Source organism: [Actinomadura] parvosata subsp. kistnae, from assembly GCF_900323885.1.
In the GTDB taxonomy this organism is placed as follows: domain Bacteria; phylum Actinomycetota; class Actinomycetes; order Streptosporangiales; family Streptosporangiaceae; genus Nonomuraea; species Nonomuraea composti.
Genome location: NZ_OOHJ01000028.1, coordinates 17568 through 35927, shown reverse-complemented (window position 1 = coordinate 35927; position 18360 = coordinate 17568). Strand labels below are relative to the sequence as shown.

Here is an 18360-nt window from a genome sequence, read left to right as displayed (position 1 = left end):
CGTGGATCTCCTGACGGGCGCCGAGGTAACGGGCACCGAGGAGTCCCCCGGTACCGGGGTGCACTCCCTGTTCCGCTGCGCCGCCCTCCGCTGCCCGGAACACGCCCTGCTCATCCAGCGCGTCCTGGCCATCCGGCACAAACGCCACGACTTCACCCAGGTCTGTTTCCTCACCCGCCCTGAGACCGACGCGCTCCTGACCGCCCCAGACCGCGCCGCCCCGCTCGGCCGGCGCGATCACCTACTGCTGCTCACCGCACTTCAAACTGGCCTGTGCGTCTCCGAGCTCATCACCCTGACCTGCCCTGACGCCGTCCTTGAGACAGGAGCTCACCTACGCTGCACCGGCAAAGGCCGCAAACAACGATGCACCCCGCTGACCAAACCCACCGCCCAGCTGCTCCAGCAATGGATCACTCATCGGCAAGCCACCCCCACCGACCCGCTGTTCCCTACCCGCACGGGACAGCACCTCAGCCGAGACGCCGTCGCCGACCTGCTCGCCAAGCACCTTCCCACCGCCACCGCAACCTGCCCACCCTCGCCACCAAGAACGTCACCCCGCACACCCTGCGATACTCCGCCGCGATGGCCCTGCCCCAGGCCGGGATCGATACCGCCACCATCGCCCTCTGGCTCGGACACGCCAACCCCAAATCAACGGACATCCATCTCCACGCCGACCTGGCCCTCAAAGAACGAGCCCTCGCCCGCACCGTCCTCCACGAACCTCGCTCGACCCGCTACAAACCCACCGACAGCCTGCTCGCCTTCCTCGAGAACCTGTAATGATGACCGGCCGTCAGGCCAGCCTGCACGGTGCTCCGGGGGTGAGGACGCCGCGACGTTGATCGGCGCGGCGGTGCGCACCCAGAATGAGGGCCATGGGGAAGGGAGACATCGGCGACATCCGCCGGGTTCTGGTCCCGCGAGGCGGTCGGTGCGGTGCGTGACCCGGATGAGGTGTGTCCCTACCAGGGGCTCGCGCCGTTCGAGAGCGACCGGAGCGAGCTGTTCTTCGGGCGACGGCGGGCGGTCCGCGACCTGCTGGAGCGGCTCGCGCCCCGGCTGCGGGAGGGCGGCTGCATCCTGCTCGTCTCAGGGGCGTCGGGCGTGGGCAAGTCGTCGCTGCTGCGGGCGGGGGTGATGCCGGCGCTCGCGCAGGACACGCCGCTGCCGCCCGGATCGCGGAGCTGGCCGCGCCTGCTGGTCACCCCGACCGCCGAGCCGTTTCGCGCGCTGGCCGAAGCCTGGGCGCAGGCGTACGGCGGTGGCGCGGAGGAGGCCGGCCGGCGATTACGAGCGCGTGCGGAGGAGGCCGGCGAGGGGGTGCGGCCGCGGCCGGGAGAGGACGGCGGAGGAGTGCGGGAGCGGGCGGAGGAGGACGGCCCGCCGGATGGGCGACTCGTGCTGGTGGTGGACCAGTTCGAGGAGCTGTTCACCTTGGTGAGCGACGAGCGGGAGCGCCAGGCGTTCGTCCGGACCCTGCACGCCCTGGCCGGAGCCGGCGCCGCGGTGATCATCGGAGTGCGCGCGGACTACTGGGACCGCTGCGCCGCCTACCCCCAGCTCGCCGGGGCCATCCAGGACGGCCAGGTGATCGTCGAGCCGATGGCGGAGCCGGACCTGCGGCTGGCCATCACCGGTCCAGCCGCCGCCGTGGGCCTGGAGCTGGAGCCCGGCCTGGTCGACATCATCCTGCGTGAGGTGCGCGCCGGCGACGGCTTCGAGGCCGCCTCCCTGCCGCTGCTGTCGCAGGCCCTGCTCAACACCTGGGAAAGACGCGAGAACGGCAGACTGACCATCCGCGGGTACGAGGACTCCGGGCAGGTCCGCGCCTCCGTGCAGCGCACGTCCGACGAGGTGCTCGACCGGCTGCCACCGGATGATCGTAAGGCCACGCTGCGGATGTTCCGGCGGATGACGCTGATCACCTCCGGCGGGCGGATGGTGCGGCGCGGCGCGACCTGGGCCGAGCTGCACGCCGCCGCGGCCGCGGACTCGGAGCAGCGCAAGGCGCGGGTCGGGGAGCTGCTGTCGGCGTTCGCCGCACTGCGCCTGATCACGCTGCACGAGGACCACGCGGAGATCGCCCACGACGCCCTGCTGACCGCCTGGCCCACCTTGCGGCAGTGGCTCGAACCCGACCTGACCGCGCACGCGGTGTACGACCGGCTCATCGAGGACGCCGGGCAGTGGGCCGACAACCACCGCGACCCCGCCTTCCTCTACCGCGGAGCCCGGCTGCTGGCCGTACAGGACAGCCGGCCCCGCTGGGAGCGCGACCCGCGCAGCTTCCCGCCGCCCGGCCCGGTCGTGAGCGCCTTCGTCGCGGCGTCCGCCCGGGCCGCGCGGCGGGCGGGCCGGCGCCGCGCCTTCGTCATGGCCGGGCTGGCCACGCTGTCGGTGCTCGCCCTGCTGGCCGCCGGCATCGCCGTGAACGCGGCGAACAACGCCGACCGGCAGCGCCTGCTGGCAGTCCAGCAGCGGCAACTGGCGGCATCGCGCCGGCTCGCCATGGAAAGCGAGGTCACCGACGATCCCGTCACCTCCGCGCTGCTGGCCGTGACGGCGTGGCGGCTGGCCGAGACGCCCGAGACGCGCCGCCGCCTGCTCGACGTGGCGGCCCGCCCCGACAGGGGGATCTTCCCCACCCAGGACACCTCCATCGACCAGCTGCTGTTCAGCCCCACCGGGTCCATCATCGCGACCGGCTACAACGGCACCGTCCGATTGTGGGACGCGGCGAGCCGCCGGCAGCTCGGAGACCCGATCGTCCATGACGGTCTGTGCGTCTTCGGGTTCGAGGCGGCCTTCAGCCCCAGCGGGAAAGTGCTGGCCACAGCCTGCTTCCACGAGGTCGTGCTCTGGGACGTGGCCACCCGCCGGCCGCTGGGACGCCCGATGGACGTCGTGGACGGGGTGACTGCGATGGCGTTCAGCCCGAGCGGCAGGACCCTCGCGACCGCGACCGCGAGCGGCACCGTGCGGTTGTGGGACACCGTCGAACGCCGGCAGGCCGGAGCACCCATCGGCCGCGCCGACCACGCGTCCGTCCGCAACTCCATCGCTCAGGTGGCCTTCAGCCCGGACGGCGGACGCCTGATCACCGCAGGCGCCGACGACACCGCCCGCGTCTGGGACCTCGCCACCCGCCGACAGCTGGGCAAGGCGCTGACCGGGCACGCCGGCGACATCAGCGGCATCTCCCTCAGCCCGGACGGCGGAACGCTCGCGACGGTCAGCATCGCCGACCGGACCGCCCGGCTGTGGGATCTGACCACCCACGAGCAGATCGGCGGCGTCCTGGAGGGAACGGGCAGCGACCTCGGCTTCTACACGGTGGCCTTCAGCCCGGACGGGACACGGCTCGCCACCGGCGGCAGGGACGGCTACACCAGGCTGTGGGACACCACGAGCCGCCGGCAGGTGGGCGATCCGCTGACCAACAGGCGGTTCTGGAACGAGCGGCTGGCGTTCAGCCCCGACGGGAGGACGCTCGCGGCCGCCGACGTCGACGGCCAGGTGTGGCTGTGGGACCCGACGGCGCACCGACAGCTCGGCGCGGCGATGCCCGGCACGTACGACGTCGCCTTCAGCCCCGACGGAAAGACCCTGGCAGTCGCCGACCCCGTGATCGCGATGGGCGCCGACCGCAAGGACAGCGCCGTCCGGCTCTACGACGTCGCCACCCGCCGCGAGTCAGGCCGGCGCCTGCTCCCCGAGGACGATCCGCTGCCCCGCGAATGGGCCGGCGCCCGCGCCATCAGGTTCAGCCGTGACGGCAGGACGCTCACCACGGCCGGGACCGACGGCGTCATCCGGCGGTGGGACGCCGCCACCCGCCGCCAGCTCGGCCGCGCCGACAGGCTCCGCTCCTTCGGCGAGCTGAGCGCCGACGGCGGGCTCAGCGCCTTCTGGACGCTGACCGGCCACGACGGATCCGTCGCGCTCTGGGACGTCGTGGGCCGCCACGAAACCGGACCGCGCATCATCGTCAAGGACCACACGAGCTTCGTGCCCGCGAAGGCGTTCAGCCCCGACGGCTCCATCCTGGCGCTGGCCGGCAGCGACCTGACCGTCCGGCTGTTCGACGTCGCCACCCGCCGCCAGCTCGGGGAACCGCTGCGCGGCGCGGCCACCGATCAGCACAGCGCCCTGGCCTTCAGCGGCGACGGGAAGCTCCTGGCCACCACGGCGGCCGACGGCACCGTGCGGCTGTGGGACGTGGCGACCCGGCGCCAGAACGGGATCATCCTGACCGGTCACACCAACTCCGTCAGCGCGATGGCGTTCAGCCCCGACGGCAGGATCCTCGCCACCGGCTCGGGTGACCGCACCGTGCGACTGTGGGACGTACCGACTCTCCGCCAGATCGGCCCCGCGCTGACCGGTCACACGAAGACCGTGGCCGACGTGGCCTTCAGCCCGGACGGGACCACGCTCGCCACGGTGAGCGCCGACCTGACGCTGCGGCTGTGGAACGTCGCCGCGCCCGCCGACCCGGCCGCCGCGGTGTGCGCGCAGGCGGGCCGCTCCTTCACCCGCACCGAGTGGCGGCGCTATGTGGAGGGGGAGGAGTTCCGGCAGGTGTGCCCGTGACCGCTGGTCTCCGCTGGGCGAATGGCCGCTTTATGTCCGGTGGACGCCCTGGTCCGCCCAGGACTCGACTCACACAATCGTGCCGTGAACCTCCAGATGATGATTCGGTTACTACGCATCGCAACCCTCTCCTTCCTCATGGCCATCTCCTCGGCCGTGCTCTGAACGGGGGCGACTGGCCGGGATGCTGGAGGCCGTACCCGACCCGCGTCACCGCCGAGGACGTCACTACCGACTGGGCCCGGCGCTGCTCGCGATATCCCTGCTCGCCGTCCTCAGCGGAGCGACATCCCTGTCAAAATCACCCGGTTCATTGCCGGACACGACCCCGGCCTGCGCACCCAGCTCGGGCTCCCGGCCACCACCCGGCTGGCCGCCAGCACCCTCGGGCGGCTGCTGGCCCGCCTGGCGGCGATGCCTTCGACGCCGCGACCTGCGCCTACCTCTCCGCGCTGACCACCGGCCACCCGTTAGAAACGACCGCCCCGACGACCGCGACCGCCAAAACACCCCTGCTCGGCCTGGCCGTGGACGGCAAGACTCTGCGCGGCAGCCGCACCGGCGACGGCGTCACTCACCTGCCGGCCGCCATCCGGCATGACACCCAGATCGTACTCGCCCAGCGGCAGGTCGAGGCCAAGAGCAACGAGATCCCCGCCTTCGCACCCCTGCTGTGCGGCCTGGACCTGTCCGCGATGGTCATCACCGCCGACGCCCTGCACACACAAGCCGAGCACGCCCGCCAGATCGTCGCCGCCGGCGATCAGCGCGGCCAATCTCCACGACAGCGTTGCGCTGGAACCGCTGGTGCGCAGCATCCCGCCCATCCGCTCCCGCCGCGGGCCACGACGCCGCCGGCCCGGCCAGCTCCACGGGGACAAGGGCTATGACTGCCTTGACCTGCGGTCCTTCCTGCGCGGCCGGGGCATCATCCCGCGCATCGCCCGCCGAGGGATCGAGTCTAGTCAGCGGCTGGGACGCCATCGTTGGGTGGTGGAGAGAGCCGTCTCCTGGCTTGCCGGTTGCCGCCGCTTACACCGGCGCTACGAGCGCCGGGCCGACCACTTCGCGTCCTTCGTCGCCCTCGCCGCCCTCATTTGCTACCACCGGCTCGCCAAATGAGTCACCGTCTAAGCACGTCGCAGTGCACACCGCGTCGTCGAAGTGCGAGCAGAAGTACGGGCTGCCTCTCACCTGCCCTTGCGTGGATCAGGTGCCGCCTGCGGTGGGGCTCCCCGTCCCGGTCGTGCCGATCATGCGCCCCCGTCCCCGGCTCCGGCAATCCGGGTTCTCGCCCGAACGAGAGCTTGGGCGGCGAGTGTGGCGGCTTCAAGATCTTTTGCTGGCGCAAAACATCTTCAACCCCCCACACCACCCGGATTGCCGGAGCCGGTCCCGGCGTCGCTGGCTCGGCTCGCCGGGACGGGGAGCCCCACACACGCAGGCGCCCCGCCCGTCCAGACGCAGGTGATGCGGCACTGCGCCGCACCAGGCCAAGGAGCGCACATGGACGACATGCAGATCAGCTTCACCGGACGCATCGCATACGACCCGAAGTTCTGGCCGGCCGGCGACGACAAGCCGCCCATGTGGTCGGCCCTGATCGAGGTGGCCGGCCCGCCGACGCAGGGCCGGAACGGCACCTGCGTGCCGACCCGCCGGATCGAGGTGATCGCGTACGGGCTGGACGCCATCCGCGCCAGCGAGTCCTACCACGTCGGCCACGTGATCACCGTCCAGGGCCGCGATCTGACCGCCCGCGCCTACGAGAGCAAGGATCGCCACAACAGGCCGATCGTCCGCGGCGTCGTCCAGGTGGTCGCCAAGACCTTGGCCATGTCCACCCGCTATGACCCGGTGCGACAGCAGGTCGGCACCTGGCCGCCGGCCTCCTCACCCCGCCTGGCCCAGGGCGCGGCGACTCCCGCCACCGAGGAAGACCCGGCGCAGTCCGTTCCCGCCGGCTGACGTCCCGCCACGCGAGCGGCCCCCTGCTCCTCTGGGGGCCGCTCGTCCGCATGCCCCGACCTGAACGAGCGCCGCGGGGAATCTCGCACCCCGTGAGGCCACTCCACGATCACCTTTTTGTCCACCCCTGCTGAAGGGAGTTTCGTCTCGTGTCGACGGTTCCACTGCATCTGCCGGATATCGCCCAGCCGGACAACCTCCACCTGCTGCGCATCCCGCTGAAGTACCTGACGCACTTCCCGGACAACGTCCGCGAGGACTACGGCATCACGCCCGCCTTCTGCAAGTCGCTGCTCGCCAAGCAGCAGGTCGTACTCACCGCGATCCCCATCCCGGACGACTACGACCGCCAGGAGGGAGAGGAGGAGTTCCTCTTCTGGGTGATCAAGGGCAACCGCCGCCTGGAGGCAGGACGCAAGCTCCAGCTGGAGACGATGCTGTGCCTGGTCGACCTCACCATGGTGGGGGACCGGGCGGGCCTGTTCATCGACCAGCTCGTCGAGAACGACGGTGACTTCCGCGTTCCGCTGTCGGCCTTCGAACAGGCACAGGCCCTCTTCCAAGCGCATCAGGCAGGCGCCAGCCGGACCGAGCTGCGCCAGCGCACCGGCCGTACCAAACAGCAGATCACGGCCGGCATCAAGGCCGGCAAGCTCAGCGAGCAGACCAGGCGCGCCGCACAGGCCATGGAACACGCCTGGACGCTGGACGATGTCGCGCTGCTGGCGGAGTTCGACGGCGACGAGCGGGCGCTGGCGAAGATCCAGCAGCGCATCGACTGGGGACACCCCGTCGCCTACGCCGTCGAATCCGTTCGCGACGAGCTGGCAGAGCAAGCCGCCCAGAACCGGCTCATCGCCGAGCTGGAGCAGGACGGCGTCCGCGTCACCGAATCCCGGCCGCCGGACGCGCTGCTGCTGGACAGCCTGGCCCGCCTCGTCGACGGCTTCGACCCCGACCCGGCCCGGCACGCCTCCTGCGCCGGGCATGGCGCGTTCTTCTACAGCTACAACAAGACCCAGCCGGAGTACTACTGCACCACCCCCGCCGCACACGGCTACACCCCACGCGAGCCCACGCCCCCTACAGCGGCGGCCTCCGCATCCAGCGGATCTGCTCAGCCTCGTGGAGACGAGCCGTCCCGGAAGATCGTGATCGAGGGGCGCGCCGCCTGGCCGCGCGCCGGCACCCTCCGGCAGCAATGGCTGGCGGAGTTCTTCCAGCGCAAGAACGCCCCCAAGCCGGTGCTGCCCTTCGTCACCCGGATGCTGCTGGACATGCCCGGCCCCGTCCGCGACTTCCTGACCGCGGCGCACCGCAGCCCGCTGTATACACAGTTCGGCGGCCCGGCAGACCTCGACCAGGCGCTGCGCGGAGCCTCGAGCGGGCAGCAGGCCATGATGATGCTGCGGCTCATCGCGGTGGCCTTCGAGCACCAGATGACCAAGGCCGGCCAGGACTGCAAGAACACCTGGCGGCCGGACAAGTACAGCCCCTGTTCGCGGGCCGATGCCGCGTTGTGGCTGCGGTTCCTGGTCGACACGCTGGGGCCGGAGCTCGGCACGCGCACGCTGCAGCCCTACCAGCCGGCCCCGATCGAGCGGGCACTGATCGACGGCACCCCGTACCGGGGCGATGCCCCAGCCGACCAGACCGACATCGCGGGGGAGGAGCCCACCGAACCCGCACCGGAGCCGGACGAGGCCGCAATCATCGAGCACGGCAGCGCCCCGGTCGAGGCGAGCGAGCCCGCGCCGTCGACCGATGACGAGCCGATCCTCCCACACGATCCCGCTCCTGCCAGCTCTGCCCGCCAGGACCTGGCCGAGGTGACCTCTCTCACGGAGACGGCCGTTCCCGGCGACCTCGGCGACGCACAGGCGGCCTGACCCCTCCCGCAAGCTCCGGTCTGGCCCTGGGCGCTGCGGACCAGGACCAGACCGGCCCTATCCCCGGAAAGAGCCGCACCACCATGACCGACACCGCACCCCGGTACTTCTTTCAGATCAAGGAGTCGGCCCAAGACTTCGCCCACGCCGGTTGCCGGGCCTGCACCCGCGGCGACAGCGCCTGTCGGGCCACCTGGACCATCCACCTGTTTCAACCCTGCAGCGGCGAATGCGGGTGCGTGATGCTCCTCGACCACGCCGACGCCGTGCACGACAGCAGCCGCGGCGGCGACTGGACGGGACGCTACGACACCATCGACCAGATCGGAGATCCGGCACTGCGCCAGCACGCCCAAGCCCTGCTGGCCGCTGCCCACCTCGCACCACCACCGAGCCAGCCGTGACGACTCGATCGCCGGTACCGATCCGGCCGAACACGGCCCAGGCCGGGCTGATCACCCCGTACATCACCGTCCGCCATTCCCCGCCCCGCGCCCGGCCATGACCGGCGGCGCCCCCTTCGTCATGCCCACAAAGGAGTTCGATGTCCAGCACGTACACCCGTCATCTACCGCTGTCCATCGGCGGTGAACTCGCCCTGCGGTCCGACCCCGGCCCGCACCCGTGGAACGTCCACCGCGCGTGCGTGGCCGGATACCGCGCCGGTTTCGCCGTAGCTATCTGCGAAGGCGACAGCCCCGATGGCGACAAGGAGCGCGCCCGCGCCCACGCCCGGATCGCCGCCGAAGTCTCCGCGGTCGCCGCCGCCCACACCGCCAACGCCGCCGCCGGCCTCTACGCGGGCCGATCCGCCCTCGAAACCAGCGTCGCCGACGAGAGCCTGCCCTTCCCCTCGCAGATGACCCGCATCGTCACCTCGCTCCTCACCGCCGTGATCACCGACTGGACGATCGACCTGTGCTGGACGGGGGAGAGCGTCAACGCCTTCGCCCTGACCGCCGATCTCGCCCTGCACGCGCTGATCCACGCCAGCCCGCACCAGCGGACCCGGCCCCCGCACGCGGCCGGTCCCGTGCGGCGCCGGCAGGTGTGGCGCGAACCGCCCGGCCCCGGCCACCACGACGAGCGCATCCTCGACATCCGCCGGCTCCTGCTGTGCTCCGACAGCCTCACTCTGCCGCTCGGCACGGACAACCTGTCCCGGCTCCTGCGCCGCGACACCCCGGCCGCCACGACCTGCGCGCAGCTCATCGACGCCGCCACGCACGCCGGCGCGCTGGACAACCTCACCGCCGCCGTCATCGACCTGCCGACCCTCGACACCCCCGACCTCGCGCAAGCACTCGCACACCGGCACCCGCTCGCGCCCGCCCCGACCCGCGAGCCGGACGCGCTTGAACGCCCGCCCTTTCCACTGCTGCGCGCCGCCTGACCACCATCGGCGATCCATCCGAGAACAGGAGGACCCTTCGTGACGACCGCCGCACCCTTCCCGCCCCTGACCCTGCGCAACGCCACCCTGGACGACCTGGTCGACGTGCTGCGCGCCCAGCACGCCCGAAAGATCGACGTCATCGTGCCGGCCGAGCGGCTGCGCGCCGTCGGCACGCACCTCGAGCTGATCGGCACCGAGCCGCTGGTCACCAAGGACGGCGTCACCGCCACCGCCGGCCGCTACCTGCCCACCGCGCACTGCGACCAGGACATCGCCACCAAACTCGGCATCCCCGCGCAGTATCTGCGCCGCACCCGTGAGGAGCAGCCCCGCCTGTACGAGGCCAACATCAACGGCTGGCTGCAGGCCGACCCGCGCCGCCGCTTCCTGTTCCGCGCGCTGGCCGGCAACGGCCGCACCGGCGTCGGCCGGGCCCTGCTGTCCAACAGCTACAAGATCGTCGACAATCTGGATGTGCTCATGGCCGCCCTGGCCGGCATCACCGACAGCGGCGTCGCCGTCCAGATCGACGGCGCCGACCTCACCGAGCGCCGTATGTTCCTGCGGGTGGCCTGCGAGCAGATCCAGGCCTACGCCCCCGACCTGGTCACCGGCTACCGCAGCCCCTTCTCCGGCGCGGACGCGGCCGCCCATCCGGTCGTGTTCGCCGGCTTCCTGCTGGCCAACAGTGAGACCGGCGACGGCGCCTTCACCATCACCCCCCGCCTGACGCTGCAGGTGTGCCGCAACGGCATGACCATCAACCGGGACGTGCTGCGCGAGGTGCACCTCGGCGGCCGCATGGACGACGGGATCGTGCGCTGGAGCCCCGACACCCTGGCCAAAAGCATGGCGCTGGTCACCGCCCGGGCCCGCGACGCCGTGCGCACCTTCCTCGACGTCGACTACGTCCGCGCCAAGATCGCCGAGCTGAGCCGCCAGGCCCGCGTCGAAGTCGCCGAGCCCGACCAGACGATCGCCTTCGTCGCCACCAAGCTGTCCTTCACCAAGGACCAGCAGCAGCTCATCCTGCAGCACTTCATCAAGGGTGGCGCGCTGACCGCCGGCGGCGTCATGCACGCCGTCACCAGCGCCGCCCAGGTCCTCGACGATGCCGAGAAAGCCTTCGAGCTGGAAAGCCGCGCCGTCCAGGCCATGCACCTGGCCGCCGCCCTGTAGCGGCCACCGCCACCCGATCGACAAGAAAGGTCGCCCCTGTCATGCCCATCCAGATCGTCCCGTTCCGCGGCGCCACGCTCGCCTGGCACGCATTCGACCACGTCACCGCCCCGGACTGCACCACCTGGGACCAGACCACGTGGAGATCACACGAGCGCTGCGGCACCGTGTGCTGCTACGGCAGCCACCTGGCGCTCGCCGCCGGCGGCCGCTGGCTGGTCCGCATCGACGCCGAACGCCAGGAGTGGATCGACACCCAGCCCGTCACCGCAACCGACGCCGCCCACCTGAACGGCTCCATCGAGCAGTACCTGATCGCCGAGGCCGGCGATCCCGCGCACCTGCTGGAGACGGCCCGCGGCAGGAAGGTCATCCACGTCCGCTTCCGCGCAGCGCACCTGATCGGCCTCGACCCGGAAGAGCCCCACGAATACGGCGGCCTCTTCGACCCCCGCCTGACCACGGCCGCCCTGGCCGACCTGCTCGAACGACGAATCGGCCCACGCCCCTGACCCCCGCACACCCACACGCGGCAGCACCCGACCCGGCCGGGCCCGCCCGGGCTGGGGCGGACGCTGCCGCGCCACCGCCATCCCGCGAAGGGAGGCCCCTATGATCACCATCCACGTGTCCGCCACCCACGGCATCATCGTCACCGGAACCAGCCGCGACCAGCACAACCTGCTCGGCAGCCGCCGCCACGGCGGCCTCGGCCTGCGCTGGTCCGACCGCATCGAACACCACGGCCGACACGGCGCCTGGTACGAACCGCACTCCCGCAACCGGCACCCCCGCGACCACCGCGCCCGCGTCACGGAGATCGCCACAGCGCTCCAGGCCGCCGGCCTGCCGACCACCATCGACGAACAAACCAGCGCGCCCACCCACCCCAGCCGGCACGCCGACCGGCAACCGTACTGGATCAGCCAGGCCCGAGCCGCCGAACACCTCCAGCAGCACCATCGTGACCCCCGCGCCACCCTGCGCCGCCTCGACCGGCTACGCGAACGGCTGCGCCGCATCCAACGCGAACTCACCGGCCAAGCCCACCCCCAGCTCGTCGAACGCGACGGCCACATCGTCCTCAACGACGACGGCACGCCGCTGCTGCGGTGGCAGCCCGCCACCGGCGACTACCGCGACCGCCTGCTCACCGAACAGGCCCGGCTGTCGGCCAGGATCGCCTACTGGGACGACATCGTCGCCCAAGCCGCCGCCGACGGCGTCAAGATCTGGCGCCCCGCCGACTTCACCGTCGGCGACTTCGCCCTCTACCTCGGCACCTGGTACGAGGTGCTGCGCGTCAACGCCAAGAGCCTGACCATCCCCACCGGCCCCCTCGAGGTCGGCCGCCGGCTGCTGCGCCGCAGCGAGAACGTCGATCACGCCGGCCACCCCTCCCACGCCATGCGACGCCTCCCGTACGCCGAGATCCAAGGCCGGATGAGCAGCGCCGAAGCCGCCACCCGGTTCCCACCCGAACCGGCCGGCTGACCCGGCCCTGCCCTGCCCGCCCCGGAAAGGAAGGTGCCTCCGTGCCCGAGACCCGACCAACGCAGACAACCGGCGACGCCGTCACCGTGCCCGTCATGCTGTCCGCCGCCCCCTACGGTGACCTGCGCGTCCTGGCCAAGCCCAACCCCGCCACCGGCGTCCTGCGCTGCCTGATCCACCACACGTCGGCCACCGGCGTCTTCACCCTGGAACCCGACTTCGACCGCGACAACCCCGACCCCGCCACCACCCGGCTCCGGATCCACTACGGCGACGAACTCCCCAACGGCGCCCACACCGGCACCTACCGCCCGCACCGCCCCGTCATCGACGGCACCCTGCGGCTGGTCGACTCCACCACCCTCGACGCCCGCTCACCCCGCCACCTCCGCACCCGCATCTACCACCGCGACGCCACCAGCGGCCACCGCAGAGCCCGCGTCCCCACCCCCGTCGCCCGGCACGTCACCGCCATCCTCGCCGCCCTGGCCACCTACTGGCTACAGCGCCCCGATGTGGACCAGCTCCGCCGCGCCGCCGCCCGCACTCTCCTGCAACGCACTGGCCTGCACCGCAAGCACGCCAGCATCGCCGAGCTCGAAGCCCTCATCGCCGACCGGCAACGCGAGCTGGCCACCCAGCGCGCCCAGCTCGCCCGCATGACCGCCCTCCTGGCCGACGACACCCCTGCCACCGGTCTGCCGGACCAGACCGCCGCCTGAACACCACCCCTCCCGAAAGGCACGATCATGCCGAACCCGAACCGCCGCCACATCACCGTCATCCTCGACCGGTCCGGCTCCATGGACCGCATCAAGGACGACGCCGAAGGCGGACTCAAGGCCTTCCTCGCCGCCCAGCACGGCCACCCGGCCGAAACCCTGATCTCGCTCTACCAGTTCGACCACCGCTACGACGTCGTCTACGAATACCGGCCCCTGACCGACCTGCCGGACTTCACGCTGCTGCCCGCAGGCAAGACCGCCCTCCTCGACGCCATCGGCACCACCCTGACCCGCATGCAAGACCACCTCGAAGCGATGCCCGACGGCGAGCGCCCCAGCGAAATCATCGTCGTCATCCTCACCGACGGCCACGAGAACGCCTCCACCCGATGGCGCTCCCGCACAGCGATCCGCCACCTCATCGAGGAGCAGACCCGCCACGGCTGGACGTTCCACTACCTCGACGCCACCCCCGACGCCTTCACCAACGCCGCCCACCTCGGCATCCGGCCGGACACCACGCTGCGCTTCAGCACCGACCGCACCGCCGAGGCGCTCGCCCGGCTCGGACGCGTCACCTCCCACGGCGAACAGGGCTTCACCGACGACGACCGCGACGCCACCAGCCACTGACCACCCGAGCAGCCACACCCCACCATCCCGCCCAGGAGAACGAACGCATGCACCACCACCCCGAACAGTCCAGCAGGCAGCCCACCACGATCCGGCTCCAAACCCCGCCGACCTCATCGCGATCGTGCCCTACCTCATCGGCTACCGGCCCGACCAGGGTCTGGTCGTGGTGGCGTTCAACAACGACCTCCTCACCGTCGCCGTCCGCTCCGACCTGCCCGACCAACCGTCCGACCGGGACGAGTTCGTCACGCAAGCCGTCCGCATGCTGGTTCACGAGGCGGCACCCCGCGTCGCCCTGATCGGCTACGGGCCGGGGGAGCGGATCACCCCCTACATGCACGCCTTCGCGACCGCGCTCACCGCGCACAACATCGCCATCCTCGACATGCTCCGCTGCGAGAACGACCGCTACTGGTCCTACCTCTGCCCCGACCCCGCCTGCTGCCCACCCGAGGGCACCCCCTACGACGCCGGCAGCAACCGGGCCGCCGCTCACGCGGTCCTGGCGGGATTGGTCGCCCTGCCCGGAAAGGAAGCCCTCCAGCAGATGCTGCAGCCCGTCGGAGGAGAACAACGAACAATCATGACGGCGGCCACCGCCGCGGCCCGCGCCCGGGCCGAAGCCAGGCTCGCCACTCCCGACCTCGACGAGCACTACTGGTTCACCGAAGGACTTCAGCACGCCCACAAGTGCTACCAGCACGCCCGAGCCGGCCGCCCCATCCCCGCCGACGACCTCGCCTGGCTCGGAGTACTCCTCACCGGAGTGCTGGTCCGCGACATCAGCTACACCCTGCACCGCCGGTACGGCACCCACATCGCACGACGACTCTGGATCGACGTCACCCGCACCATCGACCCCGCCTACGCCGCCGCACCGGCCACCATCCTGGCCTTCCTCGCCCTCCACCACGGAGAAACAACCCTGGCCGGCTACGCCGCCGAACGCGCCCTCCAAGCCGAGCCGAACTATCCCTTCGCCCGCCTCATCCTCGCCACCCTGCCCTACGGCATCCCACCGGCAGAATCCGACGCCGAACTCGACGACCTCGCCAAGACAATCACCGAACAAGCCACCAGAACCCCCGAACTCGCCAAACCGGTTCTACCCACGCCGCCAAACCTCGACAGGCACACCTGATCCGCTTGTGGCGGCCACATCGCTCCGTGGGTGGCCATCTGGGGAGCCCCTGAGCTTGTAAGCGGCCACCTCACGAACAATCTGCCGCAGCCCATTCGCCTGTCCTGGCGAGGTCAACCAGAACCTCACCGACAGCCTGACCATCCTCAACTGTGCGGCTGCAGGCGGACACCCTCTACGGCGACGGCCCCTTCCGCAGGTCGTCCCGCTACTCGCACAGCGACATGACAGGCTGGTCCAGCGACACGGCAGGAGGTTGTCACTTCAGGTGTGTAAAGATCTTTGCTGAGTGCTTGATGGCGGTCTTTACCTGATGCGGCCTGGATAGGCGATATCGAGTTCGATGAGTGCCTCGCGCCAGCCGATGGTGCGCTGTCCCTCGATCAGGCGGGCGGTGCTGGGCGAGTTCTTGATCTTTCCGGTCTTCTCCTTGGTCGCGGCGCGTTCGCGGGCGCGTTTGTCCTCGATGTTGATGATGGCCAGCCACAGCAGCTTGACCACGGCGTCGTCGCCGGGGAAGTGCCCGCGGGCCTTGGTGACCTTGCGCAGCTGGTAGTTCAGCGACTCGATGCTGTTGGTGGTGTAGAGCAGCTTACGGACCGCCGGGGAGAAGGCGAAGAACGGGATGAAGCGGTCCCAGGCCGTCTCGAACACCCGGGCCGCCTGCGGATACCGCTCGCCCCAGGTGGAGGCGGTGAAGTCTGCCAGGGCGTCGAACGCGGCCTGCTCGGTGGGCGCGGTGTAGATCTTCTTGAGTTCGGCGGCCAGCGCGGCGCGGTCGCGGCGGGCGACCGGCCGCAGCGCGTTGCGGATCAGGTGCACGACGCAGGCCTGCACGGTGGTGTGCGGGAACGCCGCGTGGATGGCGTCCTCGAAGCCGGTCAGGCCGTCGGTGCAGGCGATGAGGATGTCGCGCACGCCCCGGTTTTTCAGGTCGTTCATCACCGTGGTCCAGAACCGGGCCGATTCGCCGGCGGTGGCGGTATCGAGCGGGGTCTTGGCCAGCCAGATTCCGAGGACGTGCTTGTCGCCGTCGGCGTCGATGCCGACCGCGAGGTAGGCGGGTTTGGCCTGGACGCTGTGGTTGTCGCGGACCTTGGCTCTGTCGCAGATTGCGTGATCTAGGCGGAACGCAGGGTGCGTTTGCGTAGCAGGTCGAGTTTCGCGCGGCCGAACATTTGGCGTTTGAGCATCTTGACGCGATTGACGTGCCCTTCGACAGGGCCGGAGCTGTGAGGCAGTGTCAGGCCGTTGCGGACAGCATTGAGATCCCGGCGGAGGTTGCGGGCGAAGGAAGCGAGCGCGGTGAATGAGTCCTTTTCGGCCGCGGAGATCCAGGCGTCGAGCTGGTGGCCGTGGAGCTGGGTCATCATGAGGGCGAAGTCCTGGACATGCCGGGCCAGCCGGTTCAGAGCGCGGCTGCGTTTGCGAAGGGTTCGCAACTGACCGGCATCGTCGGAGCTCAGGTTGTCGGGGTTGGACATGATCCAGCGGGTGATGTCGCGGCCCGAAGGCGGCCTGGGGGCGGGGATGGCGATCTGACCGGCACCGGTGCGAAAGCGCCGTAGGTAGCGTTGCACTTGTTGCTCGGTGCCGGAGTATCCGAACGTGGTGATCTCCCGGGTGAGCTGGGCAGCGTTTCGAATGCCCTCGTTCCAGCGGCGGTGCAGGTGTTCGTGGTATCCGTCCAGGATGCTGGCACGGTTTTGACTCATGGCGATCACGGTGTCGACCTCGGCGGCGTTGGCCAGCTTGCGGACGGTTGCGGGGTGCAGGCCGAGCTCTCGGCCGATGGCCGCCTTGCTGAGACCTTGTTTCAGCAGCTCATGCACGGCGGCGTGATGTCGACGCAGTCGGGTGACGACTTTGAGCTCGCGGTGGTGCATCACGGGTGGTGGTTCGGCGGTGCAGGTGGCTGCGGCCGCGGCGGCCAGCGCTGCTGCGAGGTCGTGGCGGACGGTGGCGACGTCCTTCTCCACGGCCTGGCCGAGGTTCTGCCACAGATGGAACCGGTCTGCCACTTGCACTGCGTCGGGTGCGCCTTGGCGTGCCCCGTCAGCGTAGCCGCCTGCTCGATCTCGGCAGATCACCTCCGGTAACGAGTGCTCACGCAGCCACGCTGCCAGAGAGTCTCCGTCCCTGCCGTCGATCATGTCCACGACCCTGCGGGTTTCGAGATCCACCATGATCGTGCCGTAGCGGTGACCCTTACGTGTGGCGAAGTCATCGACACCCAGCACCCGCACGTGTCCGATCGGCTGCTCAGGCAAGGCCCTGACGCGACGCAGCAGGGTGTCGCGGCCCACTTGCAGACCCAGCGAGGCTGCCAGGCGAACGCCGGCCCGGCCCGCCAGCTCCATCCCTATCGATGCCAACAGCTGCTGCAGGGCGTCGGTGAAGCGCGCATGCGGCCGGGTCAGGCCCGGCACCTGCTCGGCGAACGTCTTCACCGGACACGTGACGCTCACACAGCGAAAACGCCTGACCACCAACTCGATGATCACGCAGGCACCACCCACCACGGCGTCCTTGAGCCGGCGCACGTACCTGCCGTGAACCCGAGCCGATACCCCGCCACAGCTCGTGCACGCCGCTCGCATCCCGCTTACCCGAGCACGAATACTCACTATCCCGCCTTCGCGCTTGGCATCCTCCACGGTCAGCACCGTCAGGTGCGGGAGCAGAACGTCAATCCACTGCGCAAGACACGAAGATCATTATTCCTTCGTGGAACCCGCAACAAGACCGACGAATCGAGGATCACGCAATCTGCGACAGAGCCCGGACCTTGACCACGATGGCGTCCAGGAACACCACCGGGTAGACCGCTTCCAGCGGCCGGGCCTGCCAGGCGCGGACCTCCTCCAGCACGGCGTCGGTGATGTTGGAGATGGCCTCGTGACTGAGTTCGACCTCGTAGATCTGGCGCAGGTGGTGCTGGATGTCGCGCACGCTCATGCCGTGCGCGTACAGGCTGATGATCATGTCGTCCAGGCCGCCGGAGATGCGGCCGGCCCGCTTGGGCACCAGCACCGGCTCGAAGGTGCCGGCCCGGTCCCGGGGCACGGCCAGCCGGACCGGCCCGACCCCGGTCTGCACGGTCTTGCCGATCCTGCCGTTGCGGGAGTTGCCCGAGCCGTGGCCGGCCACCTCGTGCTTGCCATAGCCCAGATGCGACGACAGCTCGGCCTCCAGGGCGCGTTCCAGCACCGCCTTGACCAGTTCGCCGAGCATCGAGCCTTCACCGGTCAGCCGCAGCCCGCCCGCGCCGTCGCGTGAGCGTTCCAGCAGCAGGTCCAGCACGTGATCGCCGAGCAGGTCCCGCAACGG

14 protein-coding genes and 5 pseudogenes are annotated in these 18360 nt (G+C 70.5%); 14 read left to right on the top strand and 5 right to left on the bottom strand.

Annotated features, from left to right (window positions below; all coding sequences use genetic code 11):
- Nucleotides 1–241: pseudogene (locus KIS93_RS66785) on the bottom strand (hypothetical protein); the annotation flags it as partial.
- Here KIS93_RS66785 and KIS93_RS69385 point away from each other — a divergent pair.
- The 3 genes and pseudogenes from KIS93_RS69385 to KIS93_RS55715 form a co-directional block, all read left to right on the top strand.
- A pseudogene (locus KIS93_RS69385) lies at nt 125–448 on the top strand (tyrosine-type recombinase/integrase); the annotation flags it as partial. The pseudogenes KIS93_RS66785 and KIS93_RS69385 sit on opposite strands and share 117 nt — an antisense overlap.
- Entirely contained in the window at nt 367–789 is a 423-nt protein-coding gene (locus KIS93_RS64040; RefSeq protein ID WP_329607727.1) for a tyrosine-type recombinase/integrase, read from the top strand. The pseudogene KIS93_RS69385 and the gene KIS93_RS64040, both read left to right, overlap by 82 nt.
- Before the next feature lie 156 nt (nt 790–945).
- On the top strand, nt 946–4602 hold the full coding sequence (locus KIS93_RS55715) for an NACHT and WD repeat domain-containing protein (RefSeq protein ID WP_155127495.1): 3657 nt from the start codon (nt 946–948) through the stop codon (nt 4600–4602).
- A 470-nt stretch (nt 4603–5072) separates the two neighbouring features.
- Here KIS93_RS55715 and KIS93_RS55710 read toward each other — a convergent pair whose 3' ends face one another.
- Nucleotides 5073–5420: a hypothetical protein gene (locus tag KIS93_RS55710; protein ID WP_186405036.1), complete on the bottom strand. Its 348-nt coding sequence runs from the start codon at nt 5418–5420 to the stop codon at nt 5073–5075.
- Between KIS93_RS55710 and KIS93_RS55705 the strand changes: the two are divergent.
- The 11 genes and pseudogenes from KIS93_RS55705 to KIS93_RS55655 all read left to right on the top strand — a co-directional run.
- A pseudogene (locus tag KIS93_RS55705) lies at nt 5365–5724 on the top strand (transposase); the annotation flags it as partial. The gene KIS93_RS55710 and the pseudogene KIS93_RS55705 sit on opposite strands and share 56 nt — an antisense overlap.
- A 384-nt stretch (nt 5725–6108) precedes the next feature.
- Nucleotides 6109–6570 carry a hypothetical protein gene (locus KIS93_RS55700; protein ID WP_080039187.1) on the top strand — a complete coding sequence of 154 codons (462 nt, stop codon included), beginning with the start codon at nt 6109–6111 and terminating at the stop codon, nt 6568–6570.
- Nucleotides 6571–6719: 149 nt separating this feature from the next.
- Nucleotides 6720–8459, top strand: a complete 1740-nt coding sequence (locus tag KIS93_RS55695; RefSeq protein ID WP_080039186.1) for a ParB/RepB/Spo0J family partition protein — start codon at nt 6720–6722, stop codon at nt 8457–8459.
- 83 nt (nt 8460–8542) lie between these two features.
- On the top strand, nt 8543–8863 hold the full coding sequence (locus tag KIS93_RS55690; protein WP_080039185.1) for a hypothetical protein: 321 nt from the start codon (nt 8543–8545) through the stop codon (nt 8861–8863).
- Between the two features lie 140 nt (nt 8864–9003).
- Nucleotides 9004–9852: a hypothetical protein gene (locus KIS93_RS55685; protein ID WP_080039184.1), complete on the top strand. Its 849-nt coding sequence runs from the start codon at nt 9004–9006 to the stop codon at nt 9850–9852.
- Between the two features lie 39 nt (nt 9853–9891).
- A complete protein-coding gene (locus KIS93_RS55680) occupies nt 9892–11034 on the top strand; it encodes a DUF932 domain-containing protein (protein ID WP_222108042.1) in 1143 nt (380 codons plus the stop codon).
- 41 nt (nt 11035–11075) lie between these two features.
- Nucleotides 11076–11546, top strand: a complete 471-nt coding sequence (locus KIS93_RS55675; RefSeq protein ID WP_080039183.1) for a hypothetical protein — start codon at nt 11076–11078, stop codon at nt 11544–11546.
- A 100-nt stretch (nt 11547–11646) separates the two neighbouring features.
- Nucleotides 11647–12528, top strand: a complete 882-nt coding sequence (locus tag KIS93_RS55670) for a hypothetical protein (protein ID WP_080039182.1) — start codon at nt 11647–11649, stop codon at nt 12526–12528.
- Nucleotides 12529–12569: 41 nt separating this feature from the next.
- The gene (locus tag KIS93_RS55665) at nt 12570–13250 is read left to right on the top strand and encodes a hypothetical protein (RefSeq protein WP_080039181.1); all 681 of its coding nucleotides are present in this window, start codon (nt 12570–12572) and stop codon (nt 13248–13250) included.
- Between the two features lie 27 nt (nt 13251–13277).
- Nucleotides 13278–13886, top strand: coding sequence for a vWA domain-containing protein (locus tag KIS93_RS55660; protein ID WP_080039180.1), 609 nt, complete (start codon nt 13278–13280; stop codon nt 13884–13886).
- Nucleotides 13887–14001: 115 nt separating this feature from the next.
- Nucleotides 14002–15030, top strand: coding sequence for a DUF4192 domain-containing protein (locus KIS93_RS55655; protein WP_281262012.1), 1029 nt, complete (start codon nt 14002–14004; stop codon nt 15028–15030).
- A gap of 306 nt (nt 15031–15336) precedes the next feature.
- Here KIS93_RS55655 and KIS93_RS55650 read toward each other — a convergent pair.
- The 3 genes and pseudogenes from KIS93_RS55650 to KIS93_RS55640 all read right to left on the bottom strand — a co-directional run.
- Nucleotides 15337–16224 (bottom strand): annotated as a pseudogene (locus tag KIS93_RS55650) (IS256 family transposase); the annotation flags it as partial.
- Nucleotides 16152–17630: an ISL3 family transposase gene (locus tag KIS93_RS55645; protein ID WP_230466492.1), complete on the bottom strand. Its 1479-nt coding sequence runs from the start codon at nt 17628–17630 to the stop codon at nt 16152–16154. The pseudogene KIS93_RS55650 and the gene KIS93_RS55645, both read right to left, overlap by 73 nt.
- A 166-nt stretch (nt 17631–17796) precedes the next feature.
- Nucleotides 17797–18357 (bottom strand): annotated as a pseudogene (locus KIS93_RS55640) (transposase); the annotation flags it as partial.
- Nucleotides 18358–18360: the final 3 nt, after the last annotated feature.